This window comes from Vibrio sp. 2-1-2a, from assembly GCF_032648565.1.
Taxonomy (GTDB): domain Bacteria; phylum Pseudomonadota; class Gammaproteobacteria; order Enterobacterales; family Vibrionaceae; genus Vibrio; species Vibrio diabolicus.
The window spans coordinates 519958-539328 of sequence record NZ_WBOH01000002.1; the positions used below are offsets into that span (position 1 = coordinate 519958).

Annotated in this window: 12 protein-coding genes; 4 read left to right on the plus strand and 8 right to left on the minus strand. The window is 46.5% G+C overall.

Annotation, left to right across the window (positions count from 1 at the left end):
* Positions 1 to 28: 28 nt before the first annotated feature.
* The 5 genes from F7Y48_RS07080 to recC all read right to left on the minus strand — a co-directional run bounded on the left by F7Y48_RS07080 (position 29) and on the right by recC (position 10598).
* A complete protein-coding gene (locus tag F7Y48_RS07080) occupies positions 29 to 400 on the minus strand; it encodes a hypothetical protein (RefSeq protein ID WP_258506855.1) in 372 nt (123 codons plus the stop codon).
* A gap of 26 nt (positions 401 to 426) precedes the next feature.
* Entirely contained in the window at positions 427 to 801 is a 375-nt protein-coding gene (locus F7Y48_RS07085) for a hypothetical protein (protein ID WP_054867163.1), read from the minus strand.
* A gap of 156 nt (positions 802 to 957) precedes the next feature.
* Positions 958 to 3105 carry an exodeoxyribonuclease V subunit alpha gene (gene recD, locus F7Y48_RS07090; protein ID WP_258506856.1) on the minus strand — a complete coding sequence of 716 codons (2148 nt, stop codon included), beginning with the start codon at positions 3103 to 3105 and terminating at the stop codon, positions 958 to 960.
* Positions 3105 to 6779, minus strand: a complete 3675-nt coding sequence (recB, locus tag F7Y48_RS07095) for an exodeoxyribonuclease V subunit beta (RefSeq protein WP_316683373.1) — start codon at positions 6777 to 6779, stop codon at positions 3105 to 3107. The genes recD and recB overlap by 1 nt, the downstream gene beginning before the upstream one ends.
* A 327-nt stretch (positions 6780 to 7106) precedes the next feature.
* On the minus strand, positions 7107 to 10598 hold the full coding sequence (gene recC, locus F7Y48_RS07100; RefSeq protein WP_316682969.1) for an exodeoxyribonuclease V subunit gamma: 3492 nt from the start codon (positions 10596 to 10598) through the stop codon (positions 7107 to 7109).
* 252 nt (positions 10599 to 10850) lie between these two features.
* On the opposite strand from recC, the gene F7Y48_RS07105 reads away from it, so the two are divergent.
* Positions 10851 to 12674: a DUF3413 domain-containing protein gene (locus F7Y48_RS07105; protein ID WP_258658351.1), complete on the plus strand. Its 1824-nt coding sequence runs from the start codon at positions 10851 to 10853 to the stop codon at positions 12672 to 12674.
* A gap of 75 nt (positions 12675 to 12749) precedes the next feature.
* Here F7Y48_RS07105 and F7Y48_RS07110 read toward each other — a convergent pair whose 3' ends face one another.
* Positions 12750 to 13724: a TDT family transporter gene (locus F7Y48_RS07110; RefSeq protein ID WP_025533968.1), complete on the minus strand. Its 975-nt coding sequence runs from the start codon at positions 13722 to 13724 to the stop codon at positions 12750 to 12752.
* A 109-nt stretch (positions 13725 to 13833) separates the two neighbouring features.
* On the opposite strand from F7Y48_RS07110, the gene F7Y48_RS07115 reads away from it, so the two are divergent.
* The 3 genes from F7Y48_RS07115 (at position 13834) to dapD (ending at position 16546) form a co-directional block, all read left to right on the plus strand.
* The gene (locus F7Y48_RS07115) at positions 13834 to 14760 is read left to right on the plus strand and encodes a LysR substrate-binding domain-containing protein (RefSeq protein ID WP_258644706.1); all 927 of its coding nucleotides are present in this window, start codon (positions 13834 to 13836) and stop codon (positions 14758 to 14760) included.
* Between the two features lie 128 nt (positions 14761 to 14888).
* Positions 14889 to 15185 (plus strand): YebG family protein, encoded by a 297-nt coding sequence (locus tag F7Y48_RS07120; protein ID WP_041852896.1) that lies wholly within the window; start codon positions 14889 to 14891, stop codon positions 15183 to 15185.
* A gap of 329 nt (positions 15186 to 15514) precedes the next feature.
* A complete protein-coding gene (dapD, locus tag F7Y48_RS07125; protein ID WP_023584102.1) occupies positions 15515 to 16546 on the plus strand; it encodes a 2,3,4,5-tetrahydropyridine-2,6-dicarboxylate N-succinyltransferase in 1032 nt (343 codons plus the stop codon).
* A 77-nt stretch (positions 16547 to 16623) separates the two neighbouring features.
* On the opposite strand, the gene glpQ is transcribed toward dapD, so the two are convergent.
* Positions 16624 to 17679, minus strand: coding sequence for a glycerophosphodiester phosphodiesterase (glpQ, locus tag F7Y48_RS07130; protein WP_316682970.1), 1056 nt, complete (start codon positions 17677 to 17679; stop codon positions 16624 to 16626).
* A gap of 56 nt (positions 17680 to 17735) precedes the next feature.
* Positions 17736 to 19100: a glycerol-3-phosphate transporter gene (gene glpT / locus F7Y48_RS07135; protein WP_006742417.1), complete on the minus strand. Its 1365-nt coding sequence runs from the start codon at positions 19098 to 19100 to the stop codon at positions 17736 to 17738.
* Between the last annotated feature and the right edge of the window lie 271 nt (positions 19101 to 19371).

Here is a 19371-nt window from a genome sequence, read left to right on the forward strand (position 1 = left end):
TCGGTCTTCTTTTACGTACGTAATCAATTCAAAACAAAATCATAGCCAACAAAGATGCAAAAATAGTGACTACGATAAAGATTAAAATAGTCCAGTACACTACCCCAATACTTATGAACCACTTTGGGCAAACTCTACGAATATCTGTTAGCTTTCTTTTTTTGGCCCACTTAGGAAATGCAACTGCGGCAACAAGGGCTAATCCATGTATTAAGGCCCCAAAGTGACATCCAGAAACTAAAGCAAGCTCAATATCTGTATAATGCTCACTAGTGTACGCATAGCGCTTTACTTTTTGCGGCGTGATAACAATAAGCAAAATACCTACTATCAGGTACCAAAAAACTAACAAAGCACCTGCAACAAAAAATGTAATAAAAGAAACTTCTAATAACTGCAAACTTCACCGACCTTCTATTCCAGCTCTCAAGTAATAGACATCCAAACCACCATTGAGCCTAAAGTGATCATAGCTAGCAGCAATAAAACGCTTATATAAATACGGCAAATTCCGATGAATAGACCGGAGCAAACTTGATGAATATCAGCAAAGCCCCTTCTCCTCGCTAAAGTTGGTAAAGCGACCGCCGCAACTAAGCCTACACCATGTACTAAAGCACCAAAGTGAAAACCCGAGACTAAGGCTAACTCTACTTCTGAATAATGTTTCGGATTAAAAGCAAACCGCTTCACCTTTGGCGGTATAAAAAATATAAAAATTGCTCCGATAATAACGAACCATAAAAACGCGACTCCTCCGGCGATAAAGAAGGTTAGAAAGGACGAGTCGAGCAAACTCATATTCAGTTGCCTTTGATATGCGAATGAGAAAGGAGAAATATACCTTTAAGGAAGAATATTACTCAATAGCAATCCATTTTTCATGAAAACGAAATGGCGAATATAAGACCCGCCACAAAGAATCATCTTCGAAAATGTCACAATCACAAGTAAAAATTAATTCGTAAGCCGCTGTACTAATCCACTCGCGCGAGCCGTTTTCACCTTAATGCCTCGCTTCAGAACGTTGAGTTCGGCGTAAAGAGCTAAACGCTTTTTCGCGCGGGTAATGCCTGTGTAAATCAACTCACGAGTTAATATCGGGCTAAAGTCTGGTGGCAAAATCATCAGGGTGTAATCAAATTCACTGCCTTGCGATTTATGGATGGTCATGGCGTAAGCCGTTTCATGTTCAGGCACTCGGCTTGGCAAGACCGATTTCACACTGCCGTCAGGTAACTCGAAAAAGACTTTCAAACGCGGTTCTTCTTCACTGTCATCGAGCATGCAAATACCGATATCACCGTTATACAAACCTAGACCATGATCATTACGCGTAACCATGACAGGTCTGCCGTGATACCAAATTTCATCCTGAACCTGAATTAACTTGCGCGCCGCGAGCGCTTTCTCGATGCGCTGGTTTAGCCCAGCAACACCAAAGTCACCTTCACGGATCGCGCACAGCAGTCGGCATTGGTTGAAGGTATCTAACACCGCTTTGGCTTTGTGCGTTAGTGACTCTGGCTCTCCGGTTTTAGGATCGGTTTCCTGTTGTCCAATGCGTTTGAGGTAACGACCGTATTCCTGCACCAACGTCTGCATCATTTGGTTGTAATGTTGGCTACTTAGCGCGAAATGTTCGATGTCAGAAAAATCTTTCGCCCAGACATTATCTACGCTCGCAGCAGAACCTGAGTTAACCGCTTTTGCCAACTGACCAATGCCTGAGCGAGCATCAAATCGGTAGCTCTTTTGCAGCATACATAAACTATCGGCAATGCTAGATGCACTGTTACCCGTATGGGCTAAAGTATCGAAACCCGTCAGTTTTGCGATGGCTGATGCCTGCTCTTTGCCATAGCCCAATGCATGGAACGAACAAATATCACCCAACACAGCCCCAGCTTCAACTGAAGCAAGTTGGTCTTTATCACCTAGCAAAATCAGCCGCGCATGTTTCGGTAAGGCATCGACCACTTTATACATCATTGGCAAGTCGACCATCGACGCTTCGTCGATAACTAAAATATCCAAATGAAGTGGATTTTGCTTGTTGTGACGGAATTCTGCGCTATTAGGAATCGCGCCCAGCAACCGATGTAAGGTGCTTGATTCAGTCGGAATTTTGGCTTTTAGCTCCAGAGAAACTGGCAGCTCTTGCACCGCTTTACCAATGGACTCGGTTAATCGCGCCGCCGCTTTCCCCGTCGGGGCCACCAGCTTGATGGTTAGATTTTTCTCGTGCGTCGCCTGTTCAATCAAAGCAGCAAGCAGTTTGGTTACTGTCGTCGTTTTACCCGTACCAGGGCCACCAGAAATCACAGCAAATCGACGAGTTAACGCAACCGCCGCCGCGACTTTTTGCCAGTTCACACAAGCTGAGAGTGGTACGAGTTCATCCAGTGTTTGCAAATCTTGAACCTTGCGCGCATTGCTAAGCACGGCATCAATCGCGGGCCAATCCAACGATTCGCTTGCGACCACATCAAGGTGGTCACACACCAATTGCTGACGCAACACTTGATTGCTGCTTCCCGCTTCTACTGCTTTGCCTAACGCGTTAAATAGAAAATGGTATTGGCGCGCAAACAGATGGTTGAGCAACTCGGATAATCGCACAAACTCTTGCGACTGCAAGTTAACTGCGGCGCCCAACTGATTGAGCTTTTCCGCCAGTGTCACTTCATAATGCCAATAGCGGTGCAGATACAGACGCTCACCATCGAACATCAGCGGCAAGGCTTCTCCTTGCGCGCCGACCACGCTGGAATTTTGTAATACTTGAATCCAGTCTATGCCTTGCAACTGTGTGTTGAGCGCCAATGCCGACTCACCAAACAGCCCTAACTTACTGGCTAAATCCGCAGATTGCCCTTGTGCATCGAACAGAGACAGACAAATATGTCCTTTACCAAGCTCACTACTGACAACACCCGCGATAAACGCCAATGCTTGACTGCCCGACCGTTCACCATGCGTTTGAGAATCAATAAAGCAGGCAAATTGGTAGTCGAGCTGTCGAATAGCACCTTTGTGCGCCAAGCGTTCCAACACTACCAATAGGCTATCTTGGTCAGAATGAAGATTGTGATTTGTCGTCATTAAAGTAGCTCCATCTGCCCGGCTTGAGTTGAGCGTGTTTCAAGTGCTTGACCATCAATCAAACGATCCATCTCTTGTAAGAACTCTAAGGTTGGTTTCGCGGCAAAAATGCCGTGGTCACTCTGCCCATCCATGCCGCGCAAGAATAAGTAATACACGCCACCGAAGTGCTGCTCATATTGATAATTCGCCAATCGGCTGCGTAGGAAACGATGCAGTGCTAACGCATAAATCTGATACTGCAAATCGTAGCGGTGATCCGCCATCGCCGATTTCAGAGCCTCACCATGATAATGCGTCACATCGTCGCCAAGATGATTCGATTTCCAGTCAAGCACGTAGTATTTACCTTGATGTTCAAACACCAAGTCGATAAAACCTTTGAGCATGCCTTGCACGGTTTGGAAACCTAAATCCCCCGCTTTCGCCGACAACGGATCGTGACGTTGAATGACTCGGTTTAACGCCGGTGCAGACAAAACTTCAATCGGCAACAAAAATTCCATCTCCACCAAACGTTGCGACGGTGCTTTTTGATTCAGCAGCAAAGATTTACCATCCAACGGCGTAGCGAGTACGGTATCAATCAATTGCTGTAAAATGGGCAACCACTCTTCATCGAGCTGTTCGCTTTCCATCAAGCCAAGGATGATTTGTGTATTCTCTTCCGTCGTGGCTGGCTGAGTAAATTCAATTTCCTCAAACAGGCTGTGCAGGAACGTACCCGGACGCGCACCACGAGGGAAGGTAAAAATAGAACGCTCTGGCTCCACTAAATCCGCTTCATCTTGTTCTTCAGATGAGTCGATATCAAAACCCGTAATCTCAATCGTGGCATCATGCTCAGCGTGATGAGAGCCTTGCTTGACCAAGCCAGAATAACTGGTGATGCGCCAGTTTCTATCGATAGGGTTTTGCAGCTCTTTCGCGCTAAGATCGTATATTTCTTCTTGTGGCGCTACGTACTTCTCTTCGAGTTGCTGCGGCGGATCGGCCACAACGACACAATCAAGCTCGTCTTGTTGCTTTGTTAAACCTTGGTGCAAATCGTTAATGCCACCTTCTTGACCATTTTGAATCAAATAGCCAATTGCACTGCGGTGTACGCCGGTTGGCTCTTTGGTCGAACGGCCATTGCGCAAAGGCGAGGCACCGATAAAACACGCATACACAGCTCGCGTTAGTGCCACGTATATCAAGCGTAAGTCTTCCGCCAAACGCTCTTTATCCGCTTGCTTCATGGACGCATCGTTGCCAGTGATATCCAGTACCGTGCGGTCATTGGCTGCATCGTAATATTTTGCTTCGCTGGCTTCTCGATAGCTGAACACAAACGGCAGAAATACGAGGTCATACTCCAAGCCTTTTGATTTGTGAATAGTCACGATCTGCACTAAGTTACGTTCCGATTCTAAACGTTGGATTTGGTCGTCACTGCCGCCCAAACCGTTTTCCGCATCACTGATAGACTGAGCGAGCCAACGCAGCAGACCGTGGTCGCTATCCAGTTCATTACTGGCTTGTTGAAGCAGTTCACCGATGTGCATTAAATCGGTAAGTACTCGCTCACCATTCTCACCCTGTGAACTCGCACCTTCTTCTAGTAATCGCTCGGCAATATGGCGTTTGCTGATCACCGCGCGTAACATCGGCAGCACACCACGCTGAACCCAAAGTTTGCGATATTCTTTGAATTCGTTTGCGGCATTTTCCCACACCACTTCATCGTTATTAAGCGCATCCAAACTTGCTGCATCGAGGGCAAACAGCTCAGAGGCAAGACTTGCACGCAGAGCACGGTCATTTTCTGGAGTCAGCACTGCTTGTAGCAAACGCTGTAAATCCTGTGCCACCGAACTGGTAAACACACTGTCTCGGTTAGACAGGTACACGCTGGCAATGCCTTGATCAGCCAGCGCTTGTTTGATCATTCGACCTTCGCTACCTGTTCGAACCAACACCGCAATATCGCCCGCTTGAACCGCTTTCTGTTTTTCGCCATTCACCAGACACGCTTGCCCCTGTAGAGCCTGCGTCAAAATGGTTTGGATTTGGCTTGCGGTCGCCTCCGCCATTCGAGTCAAATACTCGCCTTTGGGTAGCGGTTTATCGTCCGCTTCTTGCAACCAATAAGTCAGCGCGGGTTGCTTTTGGCCACCCATAGTCCAAATGCGTTTTTCGGCATTGGGACTGTACTTAACGGGTAAGAACGGAATATCCGAATCATAGATAAATGGACTGTCTGGCAAAGCAAACACTTGGTTTACCGCCTGCACCATATCGGCACTAGAACGCCAGTTGGTTCCTAACGTGTAGTGGGCACTTACTTGGTTACGTGCTTTGATATAAGTGAAAATGTCTGCGCCACGAAAGCCATAAATCGCCTGCTTCGGGTCACCGATCATAAACAAACCACATTCCGGATTATTCAGATAAATACGGCTGAAAATACTGTATTGAAGCGGGTCGGTATCTTGGAACTCGTCAATCATTGCGACAGGATACAAAGTACGAATACGCGCAGCTAAAAGCTCGCTTTCATCCGTATCGATAGAAGCAGAAAGTTGCGTCAGCAAATCATCGAAAGAGAGCCACTGTTTTTGATTTTTCGCGTTAGCCAGCATCACACGACAATGTTCAATCGCATGAGCAAGCAGTGGCGCTTTTAAGCTGATTGGGTTGGCAAGAAATGTTTCAATGGCTTCAAATACCGCATGCTGCGGCGCACTGCCTTTCGGTGTTTTTTCCAACAAGACGTTTTGCGCGAATTTCTCCAACTTGTCTGGATAATCGTAACCAGTGGTTTCCGTTGCCGCCCAAGCATTCACCGCCTCCAACCACGTCGGCAGAGACTTTTTGGTGTAGCTGCGTTTGTTAATATCTGAATCTGAAATCAGCGTTAAGAAGTCATCTTGGCTTTCTCGCCACTGTGCTTTTAATTCATCAATTTTTTTCAAATTTTCAGTATGAAGATCAGCCAAACTACCTTTCATTGCAGGAACAGAAAGGCTCAACGGCGCACCAGTTAAGTAATTGCTGATGTCAGACAGCAACGCAGATGGAGAGCTCCATAGCTGACGAATTTCTCCAGCCAAGGTAAATGGCAACGGGTAAAAGTTGCGGCGCCAGTAATCGGCTACAACTTGCGCTTTTAGGTGGCTTTCATCGGTCACAAACTCATTATTAAATCGGCTGCCAGATTCAAACGCATTTTGCGTTAGCATACGTTGGCAAAAACCGTGAATGGTGTAGACCGCCGCCTCGTCCATCTGACGCTCTGCCTGCAATAAAATTTCTGCGGCTTGCTTGTGATCGTCAAACTCATTAAGCAAAGGTTGGATCACCGGATCGGAACTCTGTCCACGCGCAAAAGCGATTCGCGCATCATGGATTCTTGCCCTGATACGATCGCGCAATTCCGCAGTTGCCGCTTCGGTAAAGGTTACGACCAGAATCTGGTCGACCGTAAGCGGTACGCGATGTCGAGTTTCCGCACTACCATGACCAAGCAAAAGGCGCAGATATAAACCTGCAATAGTGAAGGTTTTACCTGTACCTGCTGATGCCTCGATTAACCTCGCACCATGCAGAGGAAACGTCATCGGTTCTAGTGGCGTTGGTTGAGGCCGCTCTGTGCTGTCTAACGTATGTAGAGGACACTCTGCACCTGACATTTGATCCATAACGCTGAATCTCTCCGGATTATTTACTAGGACGTATCACCTAATAAATGTGATCTATAGTTAAAAATTCTATTAATATGTTTAACAAGTTGGATAATTTAGAGCTTTGTGAGATCTTTCTCACGGTTATCCATAAGACGTACCGTTAGTATGCGCCCCACGAGATAAGCCAAACCCTTTTGGCGGCGCAACTCAAATGAATTAAACAAAAGTATCATGGTCCCTCTGACCTTGTGGCCGTACAGCGAACGCCCTACAAAAAATAATGATTTTCTGGCGGCCACCCTACTCTTCCTTCTCTTTATCCAACTTTCTTTATCACGCTTTTACATCATCAGCGTCTTGAACCGCTAAGCGCGCACCTTGCAGTACTAATGCTGTCAGCAAACGAACTTCTGAGGCCAACTCATCATTCCAAGCAGGCCAAATTCGAGAGATGTACGCATTATTGCCTTCGCCCGGGCTCATGAAGCCATCATTGAATGCGTCAGCCATTTTCTTCAAAGATTTCTCTTCGTCATCGACCCACTGACCACGGCTAAAGCCCGCTTCAACACAAGCCAACGCCGTTTTCGGGAAATAAGGCAAAGGCTTAGTCATGCCTTCGAAGAATAAGCGAACTAATTCAGTCAGTAGCTGTTTGGCATACTGCGCATCGGCAATTTCTGGGTAGATCAAATGCAGCGCGCCTTCTTTACGATCGTAACCAATGATGTGAGTTTTCTTAGCATGACCCGATGCCGACATGGCAAGGTGATCGATCCACGCTGCAAGGTAATCCTGCGATCGAATCTTACCGCTTCGATAGCGAATCAAACCGGATTGGTAGCATTGAGTTAGCCAACCTGTTAGGCGAACGTTTTTCTCTTCGCCTTCATTTCGCTCAAACAAGGAATCAAACGTCAGGTCGATTTCCAAATCGTCTTGAGGCGCACCAGATAAAAACGCCAGTTTATCCACCAGCTCTTCCGCCTGAACTCGGTTGGTTTCAAATTCGATATCACCAAACGCCCCCACCGGCAGTTTGCCTTGCGCGCGCTGTTGACTCATAAAGTGTTTAAGCATTTCTGCTTTTTTCTCTGGCTGTATCAATGTCGTTTCAAGCAAGGTTTCTAGCAGCTCATCACGCATTTGATAGCTTTCCAAACCACCTAAAACAAAGGGTTCGTCGTCTTCCATCACCGGCAGTGGCGGTTCAAAGATTACTTTTAAGCGACGATTGAAAAAATACTGCACCGGTAAGCGCCAGAAACGTTGCAATTCGACTAAGTCGAGCTCAAGTGGGAACGTCGCGCCTAACAGATAGTCGTCTAATGCACGGTTAAAATCACGACGAACATAGCCTTGCGATTGACTACTTTGAGTCAATGCCGCTGGAATCCATTCTTTCGCGTAGCTGGCGTGCATGCCTTGGAACGCACTTGGGCTAAACGGCACCATGGCGTGGGTATTCACCAACGCGTTTAACAAGTTGTCGCCAGACTCATCAACGGGCAACGCTTCATCACCACTTAAACAATAGTTTTGGTGGCAGTATTCCATCAGCTCAGAAACCAGAACCGAAGGCACTCGCTCGGTGTTGTCTTGGATTGAACGGCCAACATAACTGATGTAGAGCGTTTGCTGTGCCGATAGCATTGCTTCGAGGAATAGGTAACGGTCATCATCTCGGCGCGAACGATCGCCCGGTTTGGTTCTTCCCGTCATCAAGTCAAAACCTTCCGGCGGCATGGAACGCGGGTACACGCCGTCATTCATCCCCAGTAGACAAACGGTTCTAAACGGAATAGAGCGCATCGGCATCAGAGTACAAAAGTTCACTTGACCAGCCAGGAAGCGCTGGCTGACTCGTGTGCCAGATAATTTGTCTTGAAGGTATTGGCTGATGATCGACGGCGATAACGCATCATCAAATGCGGCATCAGCTAATTGCTCTTTGAGTTGGCTGAGCGTATCGCGAATGGATTTGAGCGCCATTTCGCCTTCTAACTCAACTGAGAAGAAATCATCCAGCAGTGAAACCAAAGTCTCTCGCCAACCATCAATAGTCTGAACATAAGAAAGTTTGCTGCGATAAGTGCTAATTTGTTGGATAAAGTGTGCCAACTTGCCCGCCAGCTCTGCGCCCATGCCTTGCACTTCGTTGTACGGAGACAAACTGCCTTGCTCGGTTTCAAACAAACCTGCGGATTCTGGCATCGCGTAGCCAAGCAACATTCGTTGAATACCAAATTGCCATGTGTTTTGACGGGTTTCCGGCAGTTCAAATTCGCGCCCGGTATTGGCATCCAACCCCCAGCGAATTCCCGATTCCTCAACCCATTGTTTGGCTTGTAAGAAATCATCTTCGCTGAGTTCAAAACGCTTTAATATCGCTGGAGTTTCCAGAAGTTCGAGTAGTTCTGATGCCAAACAGCGCGTATTGGGTAAGTTCACCAACTGCATAAATGCAGCCAGAATTGGGCTCTCTTGATCGGCAGTTCGGTCAGAAATCGAATATGGAATAAAACGCTCACCCGGCGCGTTACCAAAGACCGCCTGAATCGCAGGGCTGTAAGCGTTGATGTCCGCGACCATCACGATAATATCGCGCGGTTTTAACGTTGGGTCAGCATCGAACATCGCCAACAGTTGATCATGCAGCACTTCCACTTCACGCATCGGGCTGTGACAAGCGTGTAGGCTCAGTGATTTATCACCCAAGCTAACCACTTGTTTGTGATGACTGTTTTCAATCTGTTGGTCATCTTGATGTTCTTCAAGATTGAGAATATCCGCTTGCAATTGATGGAGCAGACTGTCGCGCTCAACATCAACAAAGGCTTCAATTTCATGAGATTCCAGCTGAGACAACAGATACATATTGTCGCGCCCGAGTTTACCCATGGATGCCAACAGACTGTTTCCGACCACATCGGTGTGCAGCTCATCGATCACATTATCTTCCAGTGATCCTTTCAGTTGCTCAGTTTCACCTTGCACTTCCGAGTGATCGTCCTGCCACACAACATGCTGACGATGTTTCGCCGCCAAACGAGCCAGATATTTGCGATCTCGAACTTCACCCCAGTAATAACGACAAGGGTTGGTGAACATCAGATGCACGTCGATGTGTTCACCAATTGCTTTTAGCGCATCCATATAGCGAGGCGGCAACGAAGAAATGCCAAAAACAAACAAACGCTTGGGTAAATGGTCAAAATTGCCGTTAAAACTCGCTAACGTGTCGATAAAGTGCTCATAAAGGTTGGCACGGTGATATGGAGACTGCCCTAATGACACAGTGTGATCGTACAACGCTTGCCATAAGATCGGCTGCCACGGATGCTCATCTTCCAGCTCTGGCACACTCTGCCCAGCTTCCCAACTGGCGATCCATTCCGGACGATACACCAAGTAACCATCGAAAATATCGGCAATTTTCTCAGCCAGCTGATACAGCTTAGAGTGGTCACTGTCATCTTTGAGGTACTGCGCTAACGGCGAAAACACCTCTTGGTTGAGAAGCCCCGGTAGCAGATGCATCAGCTTCCACGTCATCGCTTCTTTGTTAAACGCACTGCGCTTGGGCACGTCTGGCAACACCTGCGTAAACATTTCCCAAATGAAGGTAGCGGGGAGCGGAAAATCAATGTTCGCGGCAACACCAAACTCTTTGGCCAATTCCATTTTTAGCCACTGGGACATGCCCGGACTTTGAACCAGAATTTGTTCTTTTTCGAACGGGTTTTCCAGCGGACTGATTCGAATCAGTTCGACAAGGAGTGATTTAAGAACGTCAACTTGGTTGGAATGATAAACAGTAAACAAATTGGGAATACCGAGCGCCGATTGAAACTGTTAGCTAGCTTAGCACAGCCCCATTTAAACCCGCAGTGATCTCGCGTTCGGAAAAAACAAAAGGTTATATATCACTCAAATAGAGTATGAATCTTCTTAATTTTCACATGTCAATCAAGTCTGACACTTCCATACGAAATGTGACATTCGTCGCAACTATTCCATAATAAAAAACACTGTTTTATACTCCCACTACCCATAATTTATAAACAAACAAAAAGTATGTTTCGCAAACTGTCTTCCAACAGCGCTTGGCTGATTGCTTTTTTTGCTTGCTTTGCAGTGTATCTGTCGATCGCTTGTTATCCTTTTGTGTTGTCTAACAATCAGAATGAACCACTAACCTTGTTGCAAGGTTACTATTTAGTTTCGACTCAATATGGCTGGCTGGGCTTGATCGCTCTTCCATTTATGTTGTTGAGTTTATTGCTCTCTTTTCTACCGACTCGAGCATTCAAAGGCATCGTGATCGCTATCGCGATCTGCCTATTGATCATGTTTAAAGTCGATATCCTCGTTTTTCAGCAATACAAACTTCACATCAACGCCCTATTAATCCGTATGTTTTTCGAAGGTGGTGGTGATGTCTTCGATATTTCGTGGATGAGTTGGCTAATCTTCATCAGTGAAGTTGCCGTTCTGGTGATCGGGCTCGCCTGTACCGTTTGGGTAAGTAATAAATTGGCACAAAGCCGAGCTAAGTTCGTTTTGATCAGCATCTGGTTTGCTGTATTGCTCAGCACACAGATGATTCATGCGTACAAAAACGCGCTTTACGACGATGAAGTCAGTCAGTTTTCGAATAACTGGCCACTTTACTACCCGCTGACGGCTCGTAAATTTATTTACAAACACGACCTAGTGGATGAGAACATTGCATCGAAGAACCGCGTAGAGTTAACCAACATTGAACGTAGCTCACTCAACTACCCGCTTGCGCCCATTCAAGTGCAAAGCAAAGAGAAGCAGCCCAATGTTTTGTTTATCTTGGTTGATGCGTGGCGCTACAGTGATGCGACGCCGGAAGTCATGCCAAATGTCAGCAAGTTCGCCGAAAAGACAGTGAATTTCACACAACATATGAGCGGCGGCAACTCAACTCAAGCGGGTATTTTCAGCCTGTTTTACAGCTTGCCAGCGACCTACTGGGAAAGCTTTTACGCAAGCCAACGATCTCCTGTTTTTATGGATACGCTGCAAGCAAAAGGCTACCGCATGGGCATTTTTGGCTCGGCACCGCTCACCAGCCCGCCACTTTCTCGCACGGTATTCAAAAAAGTGTCGGACTTGACCTTGAAACAAACTGGGGAAACAGCTGTCGAGCGCGATCAGCAGATCACAGACAAGTTCATCGAGTTCCAAAAGCAGGACAGCGACAAACCGTACTTTGGTTTTCTGTTCTACGATGCCGCCCACGGCACGGTGTTTCCTGAACCTGAATTTGCGAAATTCAAACCATACTGGGAACGCGTTGACCACATTTTGCTCAACAACGATTTTGACGCTTCGCTTTACCACAATCGATACAAGAACTCGTTGTACTACATCGATAGCTTGATTGGTGATGTGCTGAAAAACGTCGACTTAGACAATACCATTGTGGTGATTTCATCAGATCATGGTGAAGAGTTTAACGACCATAAGATGAACTATTGGGGCCACACGGGTAACTACAGTGACGTACAAGTGCATGTGCCTCTTTACGTGTACATACCAAATCGTCAACCAGAGCAAATTGATTACCGCACGACCCATTTTGACGTCGTGCCAACCATGATGAATACGCTGTTTGACGTTCAAGGCACAACGAGTTCATACAGCGTTGGTCATAACTTGTTTGATAGCTCTGCCTCTCGCGATTGGTATATTGCAGGCAGCTACTACAACTATGCATTGGTCGGCAAAGAACTGATGCTTGTGGTCAACCCTGGCGGGCACTCTCAGCAACTGAATCGCCAGTTAAAAGTCGAGAAAGAACAGAAAGTTCCTGTCGATATCATTCGTCATTCTCTGGATGAGATGTCGCGATTTTACAAAAAAGGCTAGCGTCCAACATCGACGCCGATTGAAATAAAAAAGCCTCTTGGCAGTAAGACCAAGAGGCTTTTCCCTATCTGCTATTTAAGCGTGATGAGCGTGCATCAAGCGTGGCTGAATCAATAAGTTGTTGATGTATTGTAAAGCCACATAAGAGACAACAAATGTTGCCACAATCAACTCAAGACCAGCTAAGCCTCGCACTTGTTGAACATAGTGCGCAGCCAGTCCTTGCAACTCCATCCAATTCGCCATTTTAAACAGCGCCGTCGCACCGATTACCATCGGGAAAGTGAACGCCGCATAGCCTGGGCTAAATGGCAGTCTAAGCAATTTAAAGAACGCGAGGTATATGATGGCTGTCATCAATACCGCGATACCAAATAGCATAGCGATGATCACTGGTGATGGTGTCGCAGTGACCGTTAAGTACCCTGCCAATGATAGACTTGCTGGCGCCGCCATGATTGCCATTGTTGGTTTCGCTGCATCCGGAATTTCATGGGTGAACATGAAACGGTAAATCATCATCGGCAACATGATCGCGTACGCCACCATACCAAACATCAATGCACCTTGTGCCACTGGTGCTAACATCGGGTTGCCAGAGAAAGACACATCCGCAACGATGATACCCACAGGCGGTACAAACCAACTTGGAACCATGTGGTGTAATTCAAAATCTTTGGCGCGATGGTAAACAAAGCTCACCAAGAACACGATGTGCAGAACCACTGCAATCAGCCAAAGCACATCACCAGCCAATGGGTAAAAATGGCCGAGAGAGTTCGATACCACCATAGTGCCCATCGCAAATGTCGGAACCACGCTACCCACAACCGGATGAGCAAGATCTTCTCTCAATAAATGGTTATGTAGCAAAAACTTGGTTGCCAATATAACCAACAATACGCTCGCAATACCCGCACTAATCCACTGTCCGTAGCCATGTAATTCGGCGAAGTTTTCCCAACTCCAGCCTAAGCTTGCAATACCAAGAGCCAAACCCGCCATCGGAGTTGGTGCTCCCATTACTTTTGCTTTTGTTCTTTGAATCATAATGACCTCAACCAGACTCACTCTTGATGGAGCGTATAATACGCTTGCACTTCGTTCCGATATATCTAATTATTTAAAACAAACGTTCAAAATTACTTAACGGTGGGGTATGGCAAGTCACATTTCTCTTAAACAACTGAAAGTGTTTACGACGATCACGCAGCACAAAACGCTCACAGCGGCTTCTGATAGTCTCTTTTTATCGAAAGCGGCAGTGAGCATGGCACTCTCAGAATTAGAAAAACAGATCGGCCATCACTTGTTTGATCGTGTTAATAACCGACTAATTTTGAACCAAGAAGGTCAAAAACTGCTGCCACTGGCGGATGAATTACTCAACCGAGCCAAAGACATCGAGAGCATTTTCGATGGTGACCAAGCGCTATCGGGACAACTTCGCATTGGTGCCAGCGACACCATTGGCAACCAAGTCGCGCCCTATTTGCTTAGCGAATTTCGTCAGCAAACGAACCATCGTTCCCAAAGCCTGTTCATTTCTAACTCTGCACAAATCTGCGACATGCTGACCGATTACGAGTTAGACATTGCCCTCATTGAAGGCAAAACACTTCATCCTGAATTGCAGTCCACCCAGTTTAGCGAAGATGAAATGTGCGTGATTTGCGCGCCAGATTCCCCAGCCGCGCACGAAGGGCCAGTAAACTTAACCGAGCTAGAAAACAGCGAATGGATATTGCGAGAGGCGGGGTCTGGTTCACGCGAATTCTTTATGCGCGTTGTCGCGCCGCGCTTGGAACATTGGCATGAAGCTTTTCAGCTCAATACCACCGAAGCGTTGATCAACTCAGTATCTGCTGGGCTGGGCTTAGGTTGCTTGTCACGTTTGTCTGCAGAACCTGCTATTCGTGACGGCCGCGTAAAACTGCTCGACATGCCTTTAGATATGAAACGTCGCTTCTGGTTACTGGTTCATAAAGAGAAATACCAAAGCCCACTACTCAGAACGTTTATCGAATTTTGCCAAGATTGGGAACGACCAAATAACCTTTATCTAGAGAATACGCCCTCCAAGTAAAACGGAGATAGTTTAAATGCTGGTCAGTTAGTTGTACGTGTCTCTCATTCTTAGGCTTGTCGCTAGACTTAACTGGTCAAAAACTGTATAAAAAGCCAGTATCAATACACCAAGTTAGGGGACCAACCATGGCTGTAATCGTCAAGTACGTGGTAGAACGCAATGGAGAAGAGAAAATGACTTTTACCTCTAAAGCGGAAGCTGACGCATACGATAAAATGCTAGACATGGCAGACGAACTATTCACGCTGCTAGGTAAAAGTGAACTTCTAGAAGACGAAGGTAAGCAAGAAGATCTTGCGATGTACCTCGCTCAAAACAAAGAAGAAGTGCTTTACGCACTGGGTGCAAAACGCAAACCGGCACCAAAGAAAGCAAAAAAGCTTGAATCTGTAGAAGAAGACAAGCAAGAAGACGCTGCATAAGCCTCTCATTTGTTAAAGAAACGCCGCATCATGTGGCGTTTTTTGTATCTGAAGGCACACATCATCATGGAAAGATCGCCCTTTCTTTCGAGCACAGATACGACAAATCGCCTTCTTTCATTTCAACAAACACCCGCTAATTGACCACCTCACAACCACATTTCTCATCAGACAGATATATCTCCCAAAAGACAAAAGGTATCCATCTACGGACTTTCTCCATTTCCCCTCTTTAAACTCCCTAGCACTCTCATTATGATGACTGACAACTTAATTATTTCTTGTCAGTGAACAGACGAGACACAAGACTCAACACATGGAGATCAACTATGGCTTTCTTTTCTCTAGCCTTTGGTACAGCGACTAAAAACCGCGATGGCAAAATCATTGAAGCGTTTTTTCCAAACCCAGTTCTTAACCCAAGCGACGCACTTGTTAACGCACTAGCAGCAGTAGCAGGTTACGAACAAGGCAACCAAGCTATCGAGATCTCTGCTGCACAAAGCGCAGAACTTGCGGCGGCTTTCGAAGCAAACGGCGATGCAGCAAACGCATCTTTCGCAACCAAAGCAGCAGAATCAGCACAGCCGCTTGTACTGGTTATTCTAGCTACGGATGAACAGCCACAATCTGTTGCTGAAGGCTTCCTAAAACTTCAACTTATCTCCAACCGTCTAGTTAAGCCACACGGCACCGTACTGGATGGCATCTTCGGTCTACTACACAACATCGCATGGACTAACGAAGGTCCAATCGACCTACCTGAACTGGCTGAGCGTCAAATCGAAGCTCGCCTAGCTGGCCGTACGCTAAGCGTAGATTGCGTAGACAAGTTCCCTAAAATGGTGGACTACGTAGTACCAACTGGCGTTCGTATCGCAGACACTTCTCGCGTACGTCTTGGCGCACACGTTGGCGAAGGCACAACCGTTATGCACGAAGGCTTCATCAACTTCAACGCGGGTACTACTGGCGTGAGCATGGTTGAAGGTCGTATCTCTGCGGGTGTGGTTGTTGGTAACGGTTCAGACATCGGTGGCGGCGCATCGATCATGGGTACGCTATCTGGCGGCGGTAAAGTGGTGGTTTCTATTGGTGAAAACTCACTACTAGGCGCGAACGCTGGCCTTGGTTTCCCAATGGGTGACCGTTGTACTATCGAGTCAGGTTTGTACGTGACTGCTGGTTCTAAAGTGCGCATGCTAGATTCTGCAGGTCAAGAAGTCGAAGTGGTGAAAGCACGCGACCTTGCTGGTGTTTCTGACCTACTGTTCCGTCGTAACTCTGTGACAGGTCAAATCGAGTGTCTTGCAAACAAGAGCGCGGTTGAACTGAACAGCGAACTGCATAAAAACAACTAATAAATAGTTAAGAAAAATCCCCCAACAGGAAACTGTTGGGGGATTTTTTAGCTTAAAGCAAAATTCGTGAGTGCTGGTTACTGATTTAAAAAGCTGACCGCTTTATCTGGGAAGTCAGTAAACAAACCATCCACCTTCACTTGGTTGTAGTACACATCCATCATGCCTTCAAAACTGTCCGTGTACGCGGGAATGCGTCCTGGATCGGCACGGAACGTGTATGGATGCACTTGCAAGCCAGCGTCTTTTGCAGCCTTCATCAACGGCTTGATGATGATATTGTCTTTGGTTGACTTATCATCCACCAGCATCGGCTTCCAAGGTCCAATTCCTTCCGCGTAACTCGCTACTTTCTTCATGCCGTCGGCTTCGAACATCCAGTCATAACTGTATGGTGTTGCCTTGTCGCCTTTGTACACCATAGTTTCGTTCCAATCGGTGTAAGCCATAAGCTGAACGAGCTTTAAGTCCATATCCATTGCAGGCATGAGTTCACTGTTGATGCGTTGAAGTTCATTCGCATCAAAACACTGAAGGTAGACTTTGTCGTCTTGAGAGCCGTAACCGTACTGCTTCAAGACTTTAAGTACTGCTTTAGAAATGTCCTTACCTTCATGACGATGGAACCAAGGCGCTTTAATTTCTGGGTAAATACCGATGTCATAACCCAGCGTTTTGTTAAGTCCTTGGATCAGCTCAATCTCTTCAGCAAACGTCGGCACGGTAAAATCCGATTTCCACATTGGGAATCGTGTTGGATAACCAGCGACCTTATTACCTTTGTCATCGATATTAAAGCCTTCAGTTACTCGCAGCGATTTGATTTCCGCCAGTGTGAAATCAATCGCGTAATAACGGCCGTCTTTGCGTGCGCGATCAGGAAAACGCTCCGCAACATCCGTTACACGATCGAGATAATGGTCATGCAACACGACCAACTGGTCGTCTTTCGTCATTACCACATCTTGCTCTATGTAGTCAGGTTTCATTGCGTAAGCAAGCGCTTTGGCTTCTAGCGTGTGCTCAGGCAAGTAACCCGATGCGCCACGGTGTGCAATTACAAGCGGTTTCGCAATCGCACCAACTGAGAGGCTAAGTGCTAAAAAAGTAAGACATACTGACTTTGTTTTCATTGTTATTTCCTTGATAAAGCGAAGAGGCAGTATTCCACTGCCTCTTTAAATAAATATTACGCTAGCGCTTCCTTTTCGCGCTCTTTTTGCTCGTGGTGCGCACGCTCACCTAAGAAGGCGTACATCAAACACACAATAGAAGTAATACAAGAACCCACTAAGATGATAAAGCCACCATCCCAGCCAAAGTGGTCTACCGTATAGCCAAGAATCGCGTTTGCAGCCACCGCACCACCTAAGTATCCAAATAAACCAGTAAGACCAGCAGCAGTACCGGCGGCTTTCTTCGGAGCGAGTTCAAGTGCGTACAAGCCAATCAGCATAACCGGACCATAGATTAGGAAGCCAATTGCAATCAGCGCCATCATGTCCACCATTGGGTTACCAGCAGGGTTAAACCAGTAAACCATCACTGCAACGGTCACTAACACCATAAATAAGATGCCAGCAGGTGCACGACGACCTTTGAACAATTTGTCTGAAATCCAACCACACAATAATGTGCCTGGAATGCCGGCCCATTCGTATAAGAAGTAAGCCCATGACGATTTATCTACCGAGAAATCCTTCGCTTCTTTTAGATAAACAGGTGCCCAGTCCAGTACGCCGTAGCGAATTAGGTAAACAAATGCGTTTGCAATTGCAATCGACCAAAGCAGCTTGTTGTTGAATACATACTTAAAGAAGATTTCCTTGGCTGTCATTTCTTGTTCGTGCGACTTGTCATAGTCATCAGGATAATCGTCTTTATACTCTTCGATCGGTGGCAAACCACAAGATTGAGGCGTATCGCGAACCGTCATCCAAACAAACACAGCAACCAACGTGGCGAAAAATGCAGGAACATAAAATGCAGTGCGCCAATCATCGTTAAATGCCCACAGGCCAAGAATAAATAGTGGACCAATCAAACCGCCACCCACGTTGTGTGCCACGTTCCAAACCGAAACGATCTCACCACGCTCTTTACGTGACCACCAGTGCACCATGGTTCGTCCACATGCGGGCCACCCCATGCCTTGGAACCAACCGTTCAAGAAAAGCAAAATGAACATCGCAGTGACGCTGCCAGTCGCCCATGGCATAAAGCCAAAGCAAAACATCACTAATGCAGACATCAGTAGGCCGCCACTAAGGAAATAGCGAGGGTTGGAACGGTCAGATACGCTGCCCATTAGAAATTTAGAGAGACCATATGCAATGGAAACAGCTGCCAGCGCGACACCTAAGTCACCGCGGCTAAAGCCTTGCTCGATAAGATAAGGCATCGCCAAACTGAAGTTTTTACGAACCAGATAGTAACCGGCGTAGCCAACAAATATACCGATAAAGAGTTGCCAACGGAGGCGAGAGTAGGTGCTATCGATACTGCCTGGGGACAGACGATCAATGTGCGCCTTAGGTTTGAATATTCCAAACATAGGAACCTCATTATTTTGTATGCGATGGTAAAAAACACAAAAGGAGCGAACGAAACAAATAAAATCTTCGTTCGAAAGTTCATGAATTGTATTGAGTTAGGATTTTATTTCTGTGACAAATGTTGCACATGAATTAAATATAAGTAAATACAGTAAATTAGAGCGCATTAATTAGACCATCGTTCAACTTTACTCATAATTAGTTAATATGAAACTGATGTTTCAACCTCTCATTTGAGCATTCCAATTCGAAACCAATGAAACAAAGGCT